This window comes from Enterobacter sp. N18-03635 (genome assembly GCF_004006055.1).
GTDB lineage: Bacteria > Pseudomonadota > Gammaproteobacteria > Enterobacterales > Enterobacteriaceae > Enterobacter > Enterobacter vonholyi.
Window position 1 is genome coordinate 131,993 of sequence record NZ_CP034769.1, and the last position, 16,229, is coordinate 148,221.

Genomic DNA, 16,229 nt, shown 5'->3' on the forward strand with positions numbered 1-16,229 from the left:
GTTAGATATCCCTGTTGGAAAGCCAACGGCTGCCCTGTAAAAATGAAAAAATAGCATCTGCGCTGATATCCTTCGTTTGCTGGGTCGGGCTGACCATCTGATGCTGGTTCTTACCGTAACCCCCGATCAATCCGGGATCGGTCGGACCAAAAATCGTAATATTCGGACGATCCAGCGCCGCGGTTAAATGGCTTAAACCGGTATCAACGGAAACAACAGCATTCGCCCCTGCCAGCTGTGCAGCAACCTGCGCCAGCGTGAGTTTCGGCAATACCTCGACGTGCGAAAATCCTGCAGCCAGACGCTCTGCACGCTGCCGCTCATGTTCAGCGCCCCAGGGCAGTTTAATATGGATGCCGGTAGGTTGCATTAGTTCAATCAGGCTTCGCCAGTGCGTTTCCGGCCAGTGTTTATCGTCGCGAGTTGTGGCATGCAGGAACACAAGATAAGGCTGAGCACAGGGATCTGTATTGCGCAAAAAGTGCTGTGCAATGGCGTAGTCGCCCTGGGTTTCCGGTTTGGCATAGCCCAGGCTTTTTGCGAAAAGCTCGCGGGTACGTTCGACGGCATGCTGTTGCTTTGCGATGTAGTGGCGGCGGTTATAGAACAGGCTCGCCAGCGGTTCGCGGGCGGTGTGCCAGTCCATGCCGTGCTTTATGCCGCGTGCCAGACGCGTCACCAGCGCAGCGCTTTTCACCAGCCCCTGGGCGTCGATGATAGCGTCGTAATGTTGTGCCTGCACCGCCTCACGGAAGGCTTTGCGTTCGGCTTTAATTGGCGTGGAGAACCACGCTTTGCGCCAGCGGCGAATCGCCACCGGGATCACGAGGTCAACCGCTTCATGCCAGGTGGGGATCTGTGCGAAACCTTCTTCCACTACCCAGTCAAAACGAATGCCGGGAATGGCCCGCATGGCGTCCGTCAGTGACGGCAGCGTATGCAGAACATCGCCCATCGAAGAGGTTTTAACGATCAGTACCCGCATTCGTTATCCTTCTTCGCTCAGCAGCAGTTCGTTAAGTTCTTCGAGAACGCGCTCTGGGGTAATGTCGATCAGGCTCTGATGGTAGCCTTCTGCGGCATCGCCTTTGCGCACTTTGTGGTAGCCGGTGATCAGGCGAATGACGCGCGCTTTATGAGAAAGCGGGGGCGTGAAGTCCGGGCTACTTGGGCCATACAGCGCCACAAGCGGGCGGTTGAGCGCGGCAGCGACGTGCATCAGGCCAGAATCGTTACTTACTACAGCCTTACAGGCGGCAATCAGAATAACCGCCTGTTCAAGCTGCGTTTCTCCCGCCAGGTTGCGGCACCAGGCCTGCTGTTCATTACTGAGCGTCGCGAGAATTTCGTTGCCTGCCTCGTGGTCCTTTGCCGAGCCGAACAGGACAATCTGGTAGCCTTCGTCAATCAGCTGTTTCGCCAGCTCCGCATAATGATAGTGCGGCCAGCGTTTTGCCGGGCCGAACTCGGCGCCAGGGCAGAAGCCAATCATCGGGCGTTCAGACGAAAGACCAAACGCGTTACAGGTCTGGGATTTTTCACCGTCGTTAACCTGAAGCTGTGGCCAGAGCAACGGCTGCGGCAGGTCTTTCGCACTGCGCATCACGCCTTTGTCATAGGCCAAAGCCACGTAGCGTTCCACCATCAGCGGCCAGGCCTCTTTATCCAGCACCCGCGCATCGTTCAGCAGGCCGTAGCGCATTTCGCCGCGCCAGCCGGTACGGTGCGGTATCCCCGCAAAAAAGGGCACCAGGGCGGATTTAAAGGAGTTTGGCAGGACATACGCCCGATCGTAGCGCTTCTCGCGCAGGCTATGACCGAGTTTGCGGCGTTCGCCGATTTCCAGCGCCCCGTGGCCAAGCGGCATCGGGATGGCTTCATTCACTTCCGGCATACGCGACAACAGAGGACGGCACCATGCAGGTGCCATCACGTCGATTATCGCCTGGGGATAGCGCGCCTTGAGCGTGCGATAGAGACTTTGCGACATCATCATGTCGCCCACCCATGACGGGCCGATCACCAGAATCTTCATACTTACGCGTCGCGGTTCAGCCAGGCCATATATTCCGTTACGCCTTCGGCAACGGTCTTGAACGGCTTGTCATAACCCGCTGCGCGCAGGTTAGTCAGATCGGCCTGCGTGAATGCCTGATAACGGCCTTTCAGCTTGTCAGGGAACGGAATGTACTCAATGCTGCCTTTTTTGTGATACGCCAGCGTGGCGTCGGCCACTGCCTGGAAGGACTCCGCGCGGCCGGTCCCCAGGTTGAAGATGCCGGATACGCCGTTTTCCCAGAACCACAGGTTCACTGCGGCAACGTCGCCTACGTAGACGAAATCACGCTTAAAGCCGTCACTGCCTTCGAACAGTTTCGGACTTTCGCCGTTATTCAGCTGGGTGTTCAGGTGGAACGCTACGCTTGCCATACTGCCTTTGTGGCCTTCGCGCGGTCCGTAGACGTTGAAGTAACGGAAGCCGACGATCTGCGAGTTCGCTTCCGGCAGAACCTGACGCACGTACTCGTCGAACAGAAACTTAGAATAACCGTAGACGTTCAGCGGCTGTTCATACTCGCGGGACTCGATGAAGTCTGAGGTGCGGCCGCCGTAGGTTGCAGCAGAGGAGGCGTACAGGAACGGAATTTCACGCTCCAGGCAGTAGTGCAGGATCTCTTTGGAGTACTGATAGTTGTTGTCCATCATGTACTTACCGTCCCACTCGGTGGTGGAAGAACACGCACCTTCGTGGAAGATGGCTTCGATCTCGCCGAACTCTTCGCCTGCCATAATCTGGATAAGGAAGTCTTCTTTATCCATGTAGTCAGCGATGTTCAGATCCACCAGGTTAACAAACTTGGTGCCGTCTTTCAGGTTGTCAACCACCAGGATGTCGGTGATGCCTTTGTCATTGAGAGCCTTAACAATATTGCTGCCGATAAAGCCCGCGCCGCCGGTAACGATGATCATAACTGTAACCTTTGAAGTGTGGAGCCCGGGGACAATCCCGGACGCTAATGTCTCTATCATATCATTAGTATGGCTGCCCTTCAGCCATTCACCTTCACAGCGCAGGGGTACGCGTGATTTATGCTGCAAAAACGACAAGAGATGACGTGTCATCTCGTCATGAACTATAGGTTTGGGTAATATGTCCCGAAATTTGCCGAGTCTGGAGAATTGCAATGCGTGGTGATTTTTACAAACAGTTAAACAGCGACCTCGACACCGCACGTGCGGAAGGGTTGTTCAAGGAAGAGCGTATTATCACGTCTGCCCAGCAGGCGGACATCACCGTTGCCGACGGCAGCCATGTGATCAACTTTTGTGCGAACAACTACTTAGGTCTCGCAAATCACCCTGAGCTGATTGCCGCTGCAAAAAACGGCATGGACACCCACGGTTTCGGCATGGCCTCCGTACGCTTTATCTGCGGTACGCAGGACAGCCACAAACAGCTTGAGCAAAAGCTGGCGAGCTTCCTCGGAATGGAAGACGCGATTCTTTACTCCTCCTGCTTTGACGCCAACGGCGGTCTGTTTGAGACCCTGCTCGGTGCAGAAGATGCGATTATCTCCGACGCCCTGAACCACGCTTCCATCATCGACGGCGTACGCCTGTGTAAAGCGAAGCGTTTCCGCTACGCCAACAACGATATGGTTGAGCTGGAAGCGCGCCTGAAAGAGGCTCGTGAAGCGGGTGCTCGCCACGTGCTGATCGCCACCGACGGCGTGTTCTCCATGGACGGCGTGATCGCCAACCTGAAGGGCGTGTGCGACCTGGCGGATAAATACGACGCGCTGGTGATGGTCGATGACTCTCATGCGGTCGGTTTTGTCGGCGAAAACGGCCGCGGTTCCCACGAATACTGTGACGTGATGGGCCGCGTGGACATCATCACCGGCACGCTGGGCAAAGCGCTCGGCGGCGCGTCCGGCGGCTATACCGCCGCGCGTAAAGAGGTGGTCGAGTGGCTGCGTCAGCGCTCCCGTCCGTATCTGTTCTCCAACTCCCTGGCGCCGGCGATTGTTGCCGCCTCCATTAAAGTGCTGGAGATGGTGGAGTCCGGCGCTGAGCTGCGCGACCGCCTGTGGTCCAACGCCCGTCTGTTCCGTGAAAAAATGAGCGCCGCAGGGTTTACCCTGGCCGGTGCCGACCATGCGATCATTCCGGTGATGCTCGGCGATGCGGTCGTCGCGCAGCAATTTGCCCGCGAACTGCAGAAAGAAGGGATTTACGTCACCGGGTTCTTCTTCCCGGTGGTGCCAAAAGGTCAGGCGCGTATCCGCACCCAGATGTCTGCGGCGCATACGCCTGAACAAATTGAACGTGCGGTAGAAGCCTTTACCCGCATTGGTAAACAGCTGGGCGTAATTGCCTGAGGACGTGTGATGAAAGCGTTATCCAAACTGAAAGCGGAAGAAGGGATTTGGATGACCGACGTGCCGGAGCCGGAAGTCGGTCATAACGATCTGCTGATCAAAATTCGTAAAACGGCCATCTGTGGTACTGACGTTCACATCTATAACTGGGACCAGTGGTCGCAGAAAACCATCCCGGTACCGATGGTTGTCGGTCACGAATATGTCGGCGAAGTGGTGGGTATCGGCCAGGAAGTGAAAGGCTTCAAAATTGGCGACCGCGTCTCCGGTGAAGGCCATATTACCTGCGGCCACTGCCGTAACTGCCGCGGCGGGCGTACTCACCTGTGCCGTAATACCATCGGCGTGGGCGTGAACCGTCCGGGCTGCTTCGCGGAATATCTGGTGATCCCGGCCTTTAACGCGTTCAAAATCCCGGACAATATTTCTGACGATCTGGCCTCTATATTCGACCCGTTCGGCAATGCGGTGCACACGGCGCTCTCTTTCGACCTGGTTGGTGAAGACGTGCTGGTCTCCGGCGCGGGCCCAATTGGCATTATGGCGGCAGCCGTGGCGAAGCACGTGGGTGCGCGCAACGTTGTGATCACCGATGTGAACGAATACCGCCTGTCGCTGGCGCGCAAAATGGGCGTCACCCGTGCGGTGGATGTCTCGAAAGAGAGCCTGAGCGACGTGATGGAAGAGCTGGGCATGACCGAGGGCTTTGACGTGGGTCTGGAGATGTCCGGCGCGCCACCGGCGTTTCGCACCATGCTCGACACCATGAACCACGGCGGTCGTATTGCGATGCTGGGTATTCCGCCATCGGATATGTCTATCGACTGGAACAAGGTCATCTTCAAGGGGCTGTTCATTAAGGGCATCTATGGCCGCGAAATGTTCGAGACCTGGTACAAGATGGCGGCGCTGATCCAGTCCGGTCTGGATCTGTCCCCGATTATCACTCACCGTTTCTCCATCGATGAGTTCCAGCAGGGCTTTGACGCGATGCGTTCCGGCCAGTCAGGGAAAGTGATCCTGAGCTGGGATAAGTAATCAAAAAGGGGCCTGAGGCCCCTTTTTTTATTGATTCTTTTTCTCTTCGTCCGTCAGGTAGCGCACCTTGCGGGTGTAGTCCTGACCTTTGAACAGCAGTTTGTTATCCGGTGATTCAAGATATTTTTGCCATTCTGAGAGAGGGAAACCGCCGTGCGCGCCAATCACCTCTTTCGGGACTACGGCTTCCTGCCCGCCGATCTTCTTGGAGACCGGCCAGTTCATCCAGTCACCCAGGTTAACCGTTTTTAAATCCAGCATGTCCAGCAGCGCGGCGAGCGGCAGCTGATCGGTCGGCGGCTGCGTGTCGTCCATCAGTTCCCAGGTATCCTGGAACAGCGTCAGCCACAGCGGGCAGATACGGCGCCAGGTTTTTTTAGTTGCCGCAAGAAACGCGCCGTTAACGTGATCGACCAGATAAGGGCGCACCGTCTCCTTGTAATACGCCGGCACTTTCTCCGCAGGCGCACCTTCCAGCTTGGCAATCATTTTACCCTGACGGAAGCTGGAGTAGATGTGCATATCGGCCATGTTGATCTCTGGCATCTTCAGCAGATTGAGATCGGAATCGATCATCAATATCCCTTCACCGCGAGCCTGTAGCGGGGCGTTAAGCTTCACCAGACGGCTGAGGTAGATCTGCTTATAGCGGTAACTTTCCTCACGAACGGGAAGGTTAAGCGTCACTACGCGGGTTTTAGGCGGCAGTATCCCAAAGGCGGATTCGGGTTGATCGCTGACGATGACGATTTCGCTCACCCCGGTGGCATAACGTTCCGCGAAGGTGGCAGAGAGTAATGCTTCTTCGACGAAATCTGCGCCGGTACACGGAATCACAATAGAGTCCACCGCAGCAAGCGCGCCCGTCACGGGAAGAGAGCTGTAAGGAATGTTGTGTCGCCCGGTGATATGACGATAGCGAGCATTAAGAAATTTAAACATAGTTATCTCGTTTGTTCAGCGCGCGCCAAGCACGGCTTCGACACCGCTGACGTAGTTTTCAATGGCGTAGTTATGACAGACGTTCTGGTAAGCAGCTGCCGCCAGTCGAGCCCGCAGTTCCGCGTCTGCCCAGATATTGTCCAGATGTTGTGCAAGTTGTGAAACATCGCTCCAGGGGAAGAGCAGCCCTGTCGAATCATGGTCAATTAATTCCGCCGTGCCGGTTACCTGAGAGCCAATCACGGGGATATTGAGAAGCATCGCTTCCAGCACCACGCGCGGTAGCCCTTCGCTTTTTGAGGCGAGGATAAAGGCGTCAAACGTAGCGAGGTAATCAAACGGGGTGTTCTGAAAACCGGTGAAGATGACGTGATGTTCAATTCCCAGCGCTCGGGCCTGTTCCGCTAAAGCGCGGCGTTCGGCACCTTCGCCGACCAGCACCATTTTCCATTTCGCCTGCGGATGCTTCTCGCTGAACTGTGCCAGCGCCTCCAGCGTGTGGTGGTTGGCTTTGCGAGGGATTAAGGATCCAATACTGCCGAACACAAACGTGTCGTCATCAATATTCAGGCGCTGGCGCATCGCACTTCGGTCAGGCAAAGGCTGGTGGATGTCGATGGCATTATTGACCGTCGTACACAGTTCGGGCCGGACGCCATGCTGAAGTAACACGCGTTCAACGCCATGCGAGACGGCGATGATTTTTGTTGCATGGGCATTAACCAGCTTTACCAGAGGTAGAGTCAATACAGGTTCAATGCGGCAGTGTTGGATCACCCGCGCCTGCAGGTTCGCCGCCGCCAGATAGCCTTCTTCATTTGAGCCAGGCTGGTTATTCATATAGAGCGTATCGAAACCGCCCTGCGAGAAAAGAGTTTCGATCTTGCTGACGTTAGGCCTGATGCGCCACATAATATCCACGTGACGCGTTAATGCTTTGCGGGCGCTGCGCGAGAAAAACAGCAGGCTACGTCCAGCTTCCTTCAGCAATTTGGCCCAGACCGGCTGCGGACGTTGAGGGATCACGATGAGCGGGATCCCGATGCCGTTGAGCACCTGGCCAATCGTCTCACCTTCGGCACGACTATAATCACTGTAAAAACAACAGGTAATATCGAATTTATCGCGATTGATTCGCTTCAGGAGCTCAAGCATACTGTTGGTGCCTCCCCCCCATTCTTTACCCGTATCCAAGAGGAGAATTTTTCTTTTGTGCGGCATGTCTGAATCCGTGTGCTACCCTTCATCTGACAGCATTATAAAGAATCTGTTGAAATAAAATAGATTTTTCTATTTTATTGCGCTTCAGGATTAGAGAAAATTTCAAGCGCGTTTATTTTAAAAGTGTGATTCAGGACTTTAACCATCTCTACTCATTTATATAGTATTAATAATATTAATTTAGGCTGCTATTGAGAGTGGGAAAATGTTTAAAATAACGGTCTGCTTATTAACGTTTAATTCTGAGAGATTGTTGCATGATGTTATTCCGCCTCTTTTAAAAATAGCGGATGAAGTCGTCGTGGTTGATTCAGGGAGTACGGACAAAACACGATATATTTGTGAAAGCTTTGGACTGCTCCCGGTCTATAAAAAATTTGGCTGGCATGGCGAGCAGATGAACCATGCCATATCCTTAGCCAGCAATGACTGGGTCCTGTGCATCGATAGCGACGAAATTCTTGACCAGGAAACGGTTAATGCCATTTTAAGGTTAAAAGCAGGTGATGAGCCTGACCCCGGAACGGCATGGCGAATATGCCGCCACTGGTTTGTTCTGGGTGAAGAAGTCCGGACGATTTATCCTGTTTCATCCCCTGATTATCCTGTGCGTCTTTTTAACCGTAAACAGTCCCGGTTTAATAACCGACCGGTAGACGATCAGGTCGAAGGTTTTCTCCGTTGTGAACGTATTCAGGGTTATGTAAAACATGATACGTTTCCCACGTTGCACGAGCTTTTTAATAAATTAAATTGTTATACAACCCGCCTGGTTCAACATCAAAAAATACGGCCCTCTGTTGGGCGCGGCGTAATCAGCGCCATCGGTGCTTTTTTCAAATGGTATCTTTTTAGCGGCGCCTGGCGTAAGGGCAAAGTGGGGGTGGCAACGGGACTGTATGCCACAGCCTATAGTTTTTTGAAGTATTTCAAATCCTGGTATCAGCATCAGGAAAAAAAAAGAGTCCGTTGCTAACGAGCAGACGGACTCACAGATTGCGAAATAGGCGTCAGGCTTTCTTGCCCCATCCCTGCCACTGCTGCTGGACGTATTTCACCAGCGTACTGTTACTGATGCTGTCTCCGATGACGGAGAAGAAGCGTGTCGCATAGACCGGTTCAAGCGGCTGCTTCGATACACAGCGCTTCACGCCGCGGAACGGATTACGCGGCGCTGTCGGTACGGGCTGCGCAGAATTCGGTGTAGAGGTATCCACCTGCGGCTCGTTCAGTAGATCGCTCGGACGTACGAGCGTGATATCGGAAGGCAAGGTCGGCAGCATCTGCTGCAGGACGCGAACGGTAGACGGGTGCGGGTGACCGATGGCGATGGCTGAGCCATTGCGGCGGGCCAGCTGTACCGCGCGATTAAACTGCATGCGGATATCGGCTTCGTTCTGGGTATCATCCAGGAACACCTTGCGCTTAATTACCTTTACGCCCGTTCCCTGAGCGGCACGCATCGCCTGGCTGTTGCCGATGGTCATGCTGTCGAGGAAGTAGAGGTTGTAACGCTCCAGCGCCTGCATCACTTTGAGCATCCCGTACAGGCTTGACGTCATCGCGCTGCCCATATGGTTGTTCAGCCCTACGGCATACGGCACTTTGTTGTAGGCGTCACGGATGATGCGCTCGATTTCCTCGCTGCTCATGTCCGGGCGCAGGGTATCTTTTTCCAGCGGCTGCTTGCTGAGAGGTGCCATTGGCAGATGGATCAGCACCTGATGGCCGCTGCTGTGTGCTTTGGTCGCCATCTCACGCGCGTGGGGCGCATTTGGAAGGACGGCGACAGAGATGGCCGACGGCATCGCCAGCACCTGATTTTCATAGTGCGGACGATAACCGAAGTCATCAATCACGATAGCGAGTTTACCTGCGTATACCGGTGCAGTCAGCGCCAGCGCGCTGACGACGGAGAAAACCATTCGACGAAATTGAAGCAAAACTTATCTTCCCAACCACGGCTGTGGATTGACCGCCTGACCCTGGCGACGAATTTCGAAATAGAGTGACGGGCGGCCCTGACCGCCACTGCTGCCCACAAGGGCGATGGGTTGGCCGGCGCGCACCTGCGTGCCGACGCTGACCAGCGCGCTCTGGTTGTAGCCGTAAAGGCTCATATCACCTTTACCGTGTTCGACCACCACCACCAGTCCGTAACCCTGCAGCCAGTCGGCCAGAATCACGCGGCCATCGGCGATGGCTTTCACTTCGCTACCTTCAGACGCACCGATAACGATCCCTTTCCAACGTAGCTCACCCTGCAGCTGTTCGCCATAGCGATGCAGAATTGAACCACGAACGGGCCAGAAAGCCTGGCCGCGAGGAGAACCCAAACCGCCGGTACGCGACATCAGGGAACGTTCGCTCTCGCTTGGCTTGTAGGTGGTGCCTTTGCGGGACGCTTCCTGCTGCTTGTCGCGAACGGCCTGCGCCTCGCGCGCTTCTTTTTCGGCACGCGCTTTCGCCGCGGCTTCCGCACGGGCGATGCTGTTACGCAGTTTTGATTCGTTGGCGCGCATTTCGCTCAGCTGGCTCTGTCCTTCCTGAATAGAGGATTCAAGGCCGGAAAGGGTTTTCTTACGCTCGTTGCGCGCCTGCTCGAGCTTCGCCTGCTGGGCCTGCTGATCGTAGAGCAGCGTCTGCTGCTGGCTCTGCTTCTCTTCCAGCTCGGCTTTTTGCGTGGAAACTTCTTCGCGCGTCTGCTTCAGCTGCGCGATAGTCTCCTGGCGCGCCTGGTTGAGATAGCCAAAGTAAGCCTGCAGGCGCTGGCCGCGCTGGCTCTCTTCGCCGCTGAGGATCAGCTGGAGTCCGGTATGTTCACCCTGGCGGAATGCGGCATCAAGCTGTGCGGCAAGATTGCGCTCCTGCGCATCGCGCTGGCGTTCCAGTTTGGCAATCGACGCGTTCATCTCGTCGATCTGCTTGTTCAACTGGGCAAGGGTGTTTTGCGTTTCACGGAGTTTACGCGCGGCGGCGGAGATCGCCTCTTCCTGTTGCTTTAGCTGGGCAAGAAGTGCGGATCGCTGCTGTTGCTGCTGGCGTACCGCACGCTCTTTGGCGGCGATATCGGCCTGAATGGATTTCAGCTGGTCGCGGTCATCCGCGTGGGCGGATGCGGCGCACAGCAATACGCCAGCGCTGAGTGCGCTGGCGTAAAACAGAGGTCTGACTGATAACCTAAGCGGCTTCACGACCCATGTGATTGAAAAAATCGCCTTTCCCCTCATGGGGAGCGATTATTCCACGATGAACAGCGGCTTACCAGTCATCTCTTCAGGGATCGGCATCCCCATCAGCGACAGCATGGTTGGCGCGATGTCAGAAAGCTTGCCACCCTCCACTGCTTTCAGTGATTTATCACCCACATAAATCAGCGGAACGGGCAGGTTGGTGTGGGCGGTATGCGCCTGGCCGGTCGCCGGGTCGCGCATCTGTTCAGCGTTACCGTGATCTGCGGTGATCAGCAGCTGGCCGCCAACGGATTCAACAGCTTTCGCAACCTGATCAACGCAGTGATCCAGTGCTTCAACCGCTTTCACTGCCGCTTCCATCACCCCGGTATGACCCACCATGTCGCCATTCGGGTAGTTACAAATGATGGTGTCATATTTACCGCTCTCGATGGCCGCAACCAGTTTTTCCGTCAATTCTGCAGAGCTCATTTCTGGCTGCAGATCGTAGGTCGCGACTTTCGGTGAGTTGATCAGAATGCGGTCTTCGCCTTTGAACGGCTCTTCAACGCCGCCGTTAAAGAAGAAGGTCACGTGCGCGTATTTTTCAGTTTCGGAAATACGCAGCTGCGTTTTGTCGTTCTTCGCCATCCACTCACCGAAGGTGTTTGCCAGCGAGGCCGGTGGGTATGCGCACGGCGCTTTGATGTCTGCCGCATATTCGGTCAGCTGGATGAAGTCGATGTTTACCACTTTCTTGCGGGCAAAACCGTCGAAGTCGCTGTTGACGAAAGCACGGGTGATTTCGCGCGCGCGGTCAGCGCGGAAGTTCATGAAGATCAGCGCGTCGCCATCTTCCATGGCGGCGTCGGTCTGGCCTTCAGCGCGAATGACGGACGCTTTGACGAATTCGTCGTTTTCATCACGAGCATAAGCTGCTTCCAGCGCTTCAACGGCGGTCGCGAACTGGAATTCACCTTTTGCCAGGGTCAACAGGTCATAGGCCTGTTCAACGCGATCCCAGCGGTTGTCGCGGTCCATGGCGTAGTAACGGCCAATAATGGATGCTACGCGGCCTTTACCCAACGCGGTGAATTTGTCTTCGAAGGCTTGCAGAGAGCCTTTTGCGCTGCGTGGTGGCGTATCGCGACCGTCCAGGAAGGCGTGCAGATAGATTTTTTCTGCACCGCGTTCAGCGGCCAGTTCAACCATCGCCATGATGTGATCTTCGTGGCTGTGCACGCCGCCAGCAGAGAGCAGGCCCATAATGTGTACAGCCTTGCCAGCGGCAACGGCTTTATCGACCGCGCCAGACAGCGTTGGGTTGGAGAAGAAGGTGCGTTCTTTGATTTCAACGTCCAGACGCGTCAGGTCCTGATACACAATACGCCCGGCGCCCAGGTTTACGTGACCGACTTCGGAGTTGCCCATCTGGCGGTCCGGCAGGCCCACTTCCAGGCCAGACGCGTCAATCAGCGTATGTGGACGTTTTGCCCACAGGGCATCCATGACCGGGGTTTTGGCGTTGAAAATAGCGTTATCCTGGCTATCTTCACGGTAGCCATAACCATCAAGAATCACCAGTACCATAGGTTTTTTAGAAACCGACATTGCGACAACCTCATGCTCAAGAGTCAAAATTTGCGTAATTTTACTACAGCTGAATCGATCAAATAGCCGCAGAAGATCAAAGAAAGCGCAGGGGCAAGGTGCCCTCCAGACCATTTTGAGGCATTTTTTTAGGTGGCATGCCGCAGAAAATGGATTAGGTTATGGTCGCTGGCTGTATTTGCCAGAACGCACAGGTATACTCCTGTCCTGGTTTTTTTTATCACTTAGTCGGGAGTAGTTACCCTCCATGCAAGAAATTATGCAATTCGTTAGCCGCCATCCGGTTCTGAGCATCGCGTGGATTGGCCTGCTGGCTGCTGTGCTGTTCACCACATTTAAGAGCCTGACGTCTAAGATTAAGGTTATCACCCGTGGTGAAGCGACGCGTCTGATTAACAAAGAAGATGCCGTCGTTGTCGATCTGCGTCAGCGTGACGATTTCCGTAAAGGTCACATTGCGGGCGCAATCAACCTGTTGCCAGCTGAAATCAAAGCGAACAACGTCGGTGAGCTTGAAAAACACAAAGCCCAGCCGATTATCGTTGTCGATGCGACCGGCATGCAGGCACAAGAATCTGCCAGCGCGCTTCATAAAGCAGGCTTCGAAAACGTAACTGTGCTGAAAGAAGGTATTTCCGGCTGGAGCGGGGAAAATCTTCCTTTGGTGCGCGGTAAATAAGGAGTTCAGTCATGGCCAATATTGAGATCTATACCAAAGCGACGTGTCCGTTCTGCCATCGTGCGAAAGCGCTGCTGAACAGCAAGGGCGTCACGTTCCAGGAACTGCCAATCGACGGTGACGCGATTAAACGCGAAGAGATGATCAAACGTAGTGGTCGCACGACGGTTCCGCAGATTTTTATTGATGCGCAGCACATTGGCGGCTGTGATGACTTGTATGCGCTCGACGCCCGTGGTGGACTCGAGCCGCTGCTGAGCTAAGAGACTTTAGGACAATTAAAAAGGGTATTTCCATGTCAGAACAAAACAACACCGAAATGACTTTCCAGATCCAGCGTATCTACACCAAGGACGTCTCTTTCGAAGCGCCAAATGCGCCACACGTTTTCCAGAAAGATTGGCAGCCAGAGGTTAAACTTGATCTGGATACCGCCTCTACCCAACTGGCAGATGACGTGTATGAAGTCGTGCTGCGTGTGACCGTTACCGCATCCCTGGGTGAAGAAACTGCATTCCTGTGTGAAGTACAGCAGGGCGGCATCTTCTCTATCGGCGGTATCGAAGGCAACCAGATGGCACATTGCCTGGGTGCGTACTGCCCGAACATTCTGTTCCCGTATGCGCGTGAATGCATCACCAGCCTGGTTTCTCGCGGTACATTCCCGCAACTGAACCTTGCGCCAGTTAACTTTGATGCGCTGTTCATGAACTATCTGCAGCAGCAGGCTGGCGAAGGTGCTGAACAACATCAGGATGCCTGATGAGCACTGTTAATGCGTCAATGACTGTGATCGGTGCCGGCTCATACGGCACCGCTCTTGCCATCACGCTGGCAAGAAATGGTCACGATGTGGTCCTCTGGGGCCACGACCCAAAACATATCGCAACGCTGCAGCGCGACCGCTGTAACGTGGCGTTTCTCCCGGACGTTCCGTTCCCTGACTCCCTGCACCTTGAAAGCGACCTTGCGACCGCGCTGGCGGCCAGCCGCAACATTCTGATTGTGGTTCCGAGTCATGTCTTTGGCGACGTGCTGCGTCAGATTAAGCCGCTGATGCGCCCGGATGCGCGCATTGTCTGGGCGACTAAAGGACTGGAAGCCGAAACCGGACGCCTGCTGCAGGACGTTGCCCGTGAAGCGCTGGGTGATGAGATCCCGCTGGCGGTCATCTCCGGCCCGACCTTTGCCAAAGAGCTGGCCGCTGGCCTGCCGACGGCGATTTCGCTGGCCTCAACCGATCGGGCCTTCTCAGACGATCTTCAACAGCTGCTGCACTGCGGCAAGAGCTTCCGCGTCTACAGCAACCCCGATTTTATCGGCGTGCAGTTGGGCGGAGCGGTGAAGAACGTGATTGCGATTGGTGCCGGGATGTCAGACGGCATTGGTTTTGGTGCCAACGCGCGTACGGCGCTGATCACCCGCGGTCTGACCGAGATGTCCCGCCTGGGCGAAGCGCTGGGTGCCGATCCGGCCACCTTTATGGGAATGGCTGGCCTGGGCGACCTGGTGCTGACCTGTACCGACAACCAGTCTCGTAACCGCCGTTTTGGCATGATGCTCGGACAGGGCAGCAATGTGAAAGACGCGCAGGAGAAGATTGGTCAGGTGGTGGAAGGCTACCGCAATACCAAAGAAGTCCGCGAGTTGGCGCACCGTTTCGGTGTCGAAATGCCAATAACCGAGGAAATTTATCAGGTATTATATTGCGGAAAAAATGCGCGCGAGGCAGCATTGACCTTATTAGGTCGTGCGCGCAAGGACGAGCGCAGCAGTAACTAGTCGGAACCGTTGTCACCTGAATGACCCAGCCAGCGCAGAACTGGCTGGTCATTAACTATCGTCTGGAGTAAGCAATGCCGTGTGAAGAACTGGATATCGTCTGGAACAACATTAAAGCCGAAGCCCGGGCGCTGGCCGACTGTGAGCCTATGCTGGCCAGTTTCTACCACGCAACGCTACTCAAGCACGAAAACCTCGGCAGCGCGCTCAGCTATATGCTCGCCAACAAGTTGGCATCCTCAATAATGCCTGCTATCGCTATCCGTGAAGTGGTGGAAGAGGCTTACGCCGCTGACCCGGAAATGATCGCCTCTGCCGCCTGTGATATCCAGGCGGTGCGCACGCGTGACCCGGCGGTCGATAAATATTCTACGCCGCTGCTGTACCTGAAAGGCTTCCACGCTCTGCAGGCGTACCGCATTGGCCACTGGCTGTGGAATGAAGGCCGCCGCGCGCTGGCGATCTTCCTGCAAAACCAGGTTTCCGTGACGTTTCAGGTTGATATTCACCCGGCGGCTAAGATTGGCCGTGGGATCATGCTCGACCACGCCACCGGGATTGTTGTCGGGGAAACGGCAGTGATTGAAGACGACGTCTCGATCCTGCAGTCGGTTACCCTGGGCGGTACCGGCAAAACCAGCGGCGATCGCCATCCGAAAATTCGTGAAGGGGTGATGATAGGCGCGGGTGCCAAAATTCTTGGCAATATCGAAGTCGGACGCGGCGCGAAGATCGGCGCAGGTTCCGTGGTGCTCCAGCCTGTGCCACCGCATACTACCGCCGCTGGCGTACCGGCGCGCATCGTCGGTAAACCAGACAGCGACAAGCCGTCCATGGACATGGATCAGCACTTCAACGGCATTCACCATACCTTCGAGTATGGCGACGGCATTTAACTTCTGAGAATGGCGCCCGGATATTCCAGCTGGCGCCATGCTTCATACACCACCACCGACACCGCGTTCGACAGGTTCATGCTGCGGCTGTCCGGCATCATCGGAATACGGATTTTCTGCTCAGCGGGCAGGGCATCCAGAATCGTGGCCGGCAGGCCGCGGGTTTCCGGGCCAAACATCAGATAGTCACCTGCCTTATAGCTCACGGCGCTGTGCGCCGGCGTGCCTTTGGTGGTCAGGGCGAACATGCGCTGCGGCTGCTCGGCTTCCAGAAACGCGGCGTAATCGTGGTGGCGAATAACGGCGGTAAATTCATGATAATCCAGCCCTGCGCGACGCAGACGTTTGTCGTCCCACGTAAAGCCCATTGGCTCAATGATGTGCAGACGAAAACCGGTGTTGGCGCACAGGCGGATAATATTGCCGGTATTCGGCGGAATTTCTGGTTCGAATAAAACGATGTTAAGCATGCTGCCCCCTTAATTGCGGGGGCAGGATAGCAGAA

The 16,229-nt window shown here is 55.3% G+C and carries 17 protein-coding genes; 8 read left to right on the plus strand and 9 right to left on the minus strand.

Going from position 1 to position 16,229, the window contains the following annotated elements; translation table 11 throughout:
• Nucleotide 1: 1 nt before the first annotated feature.
• The 3 genes from rfaC to rfaD are packed head-to-tail and all read right to left on the minus strand — an operon-like array spanning nt 2 to nt 2,970.
• Nucleotides 2-985 carry a lipopolysaccharide heptosyltransferase RfaC gene (gene rfaC / locus ELK40_RS01350; protein ID WP_127729129.1) on the minus strand — a complete coding sequence of 328 codons (984 nt, stop codon included), beginning with the start codon at nt 983-985 and terminating at the stop codon, nt 2-4.
• Nucleotides 986-988: 3 nt separating this feature from the next.
• Nucleotides 989-2,035 carry an ADP-heptose--LPS heptosyltransferase RfaF gene (gene rfaF, locus ELK40_RS01355; protein WP_032661897.1) on the minus strand — a complete coding sequence of 349 codons (1,047 nt, stop codon included), beginning with the start codon at nt 2,033-2,035 and terminating at the stop codon, nt 989-991.
• A gap of 2 nt (nt 2,036-2,037) precedes the next feature.
• Entirely contained in the window at nt 2,038-2,970 is a 933-nt protein-coding gene (gene rfaD / locus ELK40_RS01360; protein WP_008502707.1) for an ADP-glyceromanno-heptose 6-epimerase, read from the minus strand.
• A 215-nt stretch (nt 2,971-3,185) separates the two neighbouring features.
• Here rfaD and kbl point away from each other — a divergent pair, with 215 nt between their 5' ends.
• A complete protein-coding gene (gene kbl / locus ELK40_RS01365) occupies nt 3,186-4,382 on the plus strand; it encodes a glycine C-acetyltransferase (RefSeq protein ID WP_024906617.1) in 1,197 nt (398 codons plus the stop codon).
• Between the two features lie 9 nt (nt 4,383-4,391).
• Complete coding sequence (gene tdh, locus ELK40_RS01370) at nt 4,392-5,420, plus strand: L-threonine 3-dehydrogenase (protein ID WP_111964308.1); 1,029 nt, start codon at nt 4,392-4,394, stop codon at nt 5,418-5,420.
• A 27-nt stretch (nt 5,421-5,447) separates the two neighbouring features.
• Here tdh and ELK40_RS01375 read toward each other — a convergent pair whose 3' ends face one another.
• Both ELK40_RS01375 and ELK40_RS01380 read right to left on the minus strand, forming a co-directional pair.
• Nucleotides 5,448-6,362: a hypothetical protein gene (locus ELK40_RS01375; protein ID WP_127729131.1), complete on the minus strand. Its 915-nt coding sequence runs from the start codon at nt 6,360-6,362 to the stop codon at nt 5,448-5,450.
• Nucleotides 6,363-6,377: 15 nt separating this feature from the next.
• On the minus strand, nt 6,378-7,583 hold the full coding sequence (locus ELK40_RS01380; RefSeq protein WP_127729133.1) for a glycosyltransferase: 1,206 nt from the start codon (nt 7,581-7,583) through the stop codon (nt 6,378-6,380).
• 205 nt (nt 7,584-7,788) lie between these two features.
• Between ELK40_RS01380 and ELK40_RS01385 the strand changes: the two genes are divergently transcribed.
• Nucleotides 7,789-8,559: a glycosyltransferase family 2 protein gene (locus tag ELK40_RS01385; RefSeq protein ID WP_127729135.1), complete on the plus strand. Its 771-nt coding sequence runs from the start codon at nt 7,789-7,791 to the stop codon at nt 8,557-8,559.
• 34 nt (nt 8,560-8,593) lie between these two features.
• Here the strand turns inward: ELK40_RS01385 and ELK40_RS01390 are convergent, their stop codons facing one another.
• Genes ELK40_RS01390 through gpmM form a run of 3 tightly spaced genes read right to left on the minus strand, consistent with a single transcriptional unit; the run spans nt 8,594 to nt 12,367 of the window.
• On the minus strand, nt 8,594-9,526 hold the full coding sequence (locus ELK40_RS01390; RefSeq protein WP_127729137.1) for a divergent polysaccharide deacetylase family protein: 933 nt from the start codon (nt 9,524-9,526) through the stop codon (nt 8,594-8,596).
• 3 nt (nt 9,527-9,529) lie between these two features.
• Entirely contained in the window at nt 9,530-10,789 is a 1,260-nt protein-coding gene (gene envC, locus ELK40_RS01395; protein ID WP_235211333.1) for a murein hydrolase activator EnvC, read from the minus strand.
• 33 nt (nt 10,790-10,822) lie between these two features.
• Nucleotides 10,823-12,367, minus strand: coding sequence for a 2,3-bisphosphoglycerate-independent phosphoglycerate mutase (gpmM, locus tag ELK40_RS01400; protein WP_127729139.1), 1,545 nt, complete (start codon nt 12,365-12,367; stop codon nt 10,823-10,825).
• Nucleotides 12,368-12,614: 247 nt separating this feature from the next.
• Here gpmM and ELK40_RS01405 point away from each other — a divergent pair, with 247 nt between their 5' ends.
• The 5 genes from ELK40_RS01405 to cysE all read left to right on the plus strand — a co-directional run bounded on the left by ELK40_RS01405 (nt 12,615) and on the right by cysE (nt 15,724).
• Nucleotides 12,615-13,046, plus strand: coding sequence for a rhodanese-like domain-containing protein (locus ELK40_RS01405; protein WP_023309913.1), 432 nt, complete (start codon nt 12,615-12,617; stop codon nt 13,044-13,046).
• Between the two features lie 11 nt (nt 13,047-13,057).
• Nucleotides 13,058-13,309 carry a glutaredoxin 3 gene (grxC, locus tag ELK40_RS01410; protein ID WP_127729141.1) on the plus strand — a complete coding sequence of 84 codons (252 nt, stop codon included), beginning with the start codon at nt 13,058-13,060 and terminating at the stop codon, nt 13,307-13,309.
• A gap of 32 nt (nt 13,310-13,341) precedes the next feature.
• Nucleotides 13,342-13,809, plus strand: a complete 468-nt coding sequence (secB, locus tag ELK40_RS01415) for a protein-export chaperone SecB (RefSeq protein WP_003860835.1) — start codon at nt 13,342-13,344, stop codon at nt 13,807-13,809.
• Entirely contained in the window at nt 13,809-14,828 is a 1,020-nt protein-coding gene (gene gpsA / locus ELK40_RS01420) for an NAD(P)H-dependent glycerol-3-phosphate dehydrogenase (RefSeq protein WP_115876693.1), read from the plus strand. Before secB ends, gpsA begins: the two co-directional genes overlap by 1 nt.
• 74 nt (nt 14,829-14,902) lie before the next feature.
• Nucleotides 14,903-15,724 (plus strand): serine O-acetyltransferase, encoded by an 822-nt coding sequence (gene cysE / locus ELK40_RS01425; protein WP_008502718.1) that lies wholly within the window; start codon nt 14,903-14,905, stop codon nt 15,722-15,724.
• Here the strand turns inward: cysE and trmL are convergent.
• Complete coding sequence (gene trmL / locus ELK40_RS01430; protein WP_127729143.1) at nt 15,721-16,194, minus strand: tRNA (uridine(34)/cytosine(34)/5-carboxymethylaminomethyluridine(34)-2'-O)-methyltransferase TrmL; 474 nt, start codon at nt 16,192-16,194, stop codon at nt 15,721-15,723. The genes cysE and trmL overlap by 4 nt on opposite strands.
• Nucleotides 16,195-16,229: the final 35 nt, after the last annotated feature.

Excerpts from the sequence above, each read along its gene's own strand:
- gpsA (WP_115876693.1), top strand. The coding sequence starts at position 13,809 with ATGAGCACTGTTAATGCGTCAATGACTGTGATCGGTGCCGGCTCATAC.
- tdh (WP_111964308.1), top strand. The coding sequence starts at position 4,392 with ATGAAAGCGTTATCCAAACTGAAAGCGGAAGAAGGGATTTGGATGACC.
- ELK40_RS01385 (WP_127729135.1), top strand. The coding sequence starts at position 7,789 with ATGTTTAAAATAACGGTCTGCTTATTAACGTTTAATTCTGAGAGATTG.
- rfaF (WP_032661897.1), bottom strand. The coding sequence starts at position 2,035 with ATGAAGATTCTGGTGATCGGCCCGTCATGGGTGGGCGACATGATGATG.
- trmL (WP_127729143.1), bottom strand. The coding sequence starts at position 16,194 with ATGCTTAACATCGTTTTATTCGAACCAGAAATTCCGCCGAATACCGGC.
- gpmM (WP_127729139.1), bottom strand. The coding sequence starts at position 12,367 with ATGTCGGTTTCTAAAAAACCTATGGTACTGGTGATTCTTGATGGTTAT.
- ELK40_RS01405 (WP_023309913.1), top strand. The coding sequence starts at position 12,615 with ATGCAAGAAATTATGCAATTCGTTAGCCGCCATCCGGTTCTGAGCATC.
- rfaC (WP_127729129.1), bottom strand. The coding sequence starts at position 985 with ATGCGGGTACTGATCGTTAAAACCTCTTCGATGGGCGATGTTCTGCAT.
- ELK40_RS01380 (WP_127729133.1), bottom strand. The coding sequence starts at position 7,583 with ATGCCGCACAAAAGAAAAATTCTCCTCTTGGATACGGGTAAAGAATGG.
- secB (WP_003860835.1), top strand. The coding sequence starts at position 13,342 with ATGTCAGAACAAAACAACACCGAAATGACTTTCCAGATCCAGCGTATC.
- ELK40_RS01375 (WP_127729131.1), bottom strand. The coding sequence starts at position 6,362 with ATGTTTAAATTTCTTAATGCTCGCTATCGTCATATCACCGGGCGACAC.
- grxC (WP_127729141.1), top strand. The coding sequence starts at position 13,058 with ATGGCCAATATTGAGATCTATACCAAAGCGACGTGTCCGTTCTGCCAT.
- cysE (WP_008502718.1), top strand. The coding sequence starts at position 14,903 with ATGCCGTGTGAAGAACTGGATATCGTCTGGAACAACATTAAAGCCGAA.
- rfaD (WP_008502707.1), bottom strand. The coding sequence starts at position 2,970 with ATGATCATCGTTACCGGCGGCGCGGGCTTTATCGGCAGCAATATTGTT.
- kbl (WP_024906617.1), top strand. The coding sequence starts at position 3,186 with ATGCGTGGTGATTTTTACAAACAGTTAAACAGCGACCTCGACACCGCA.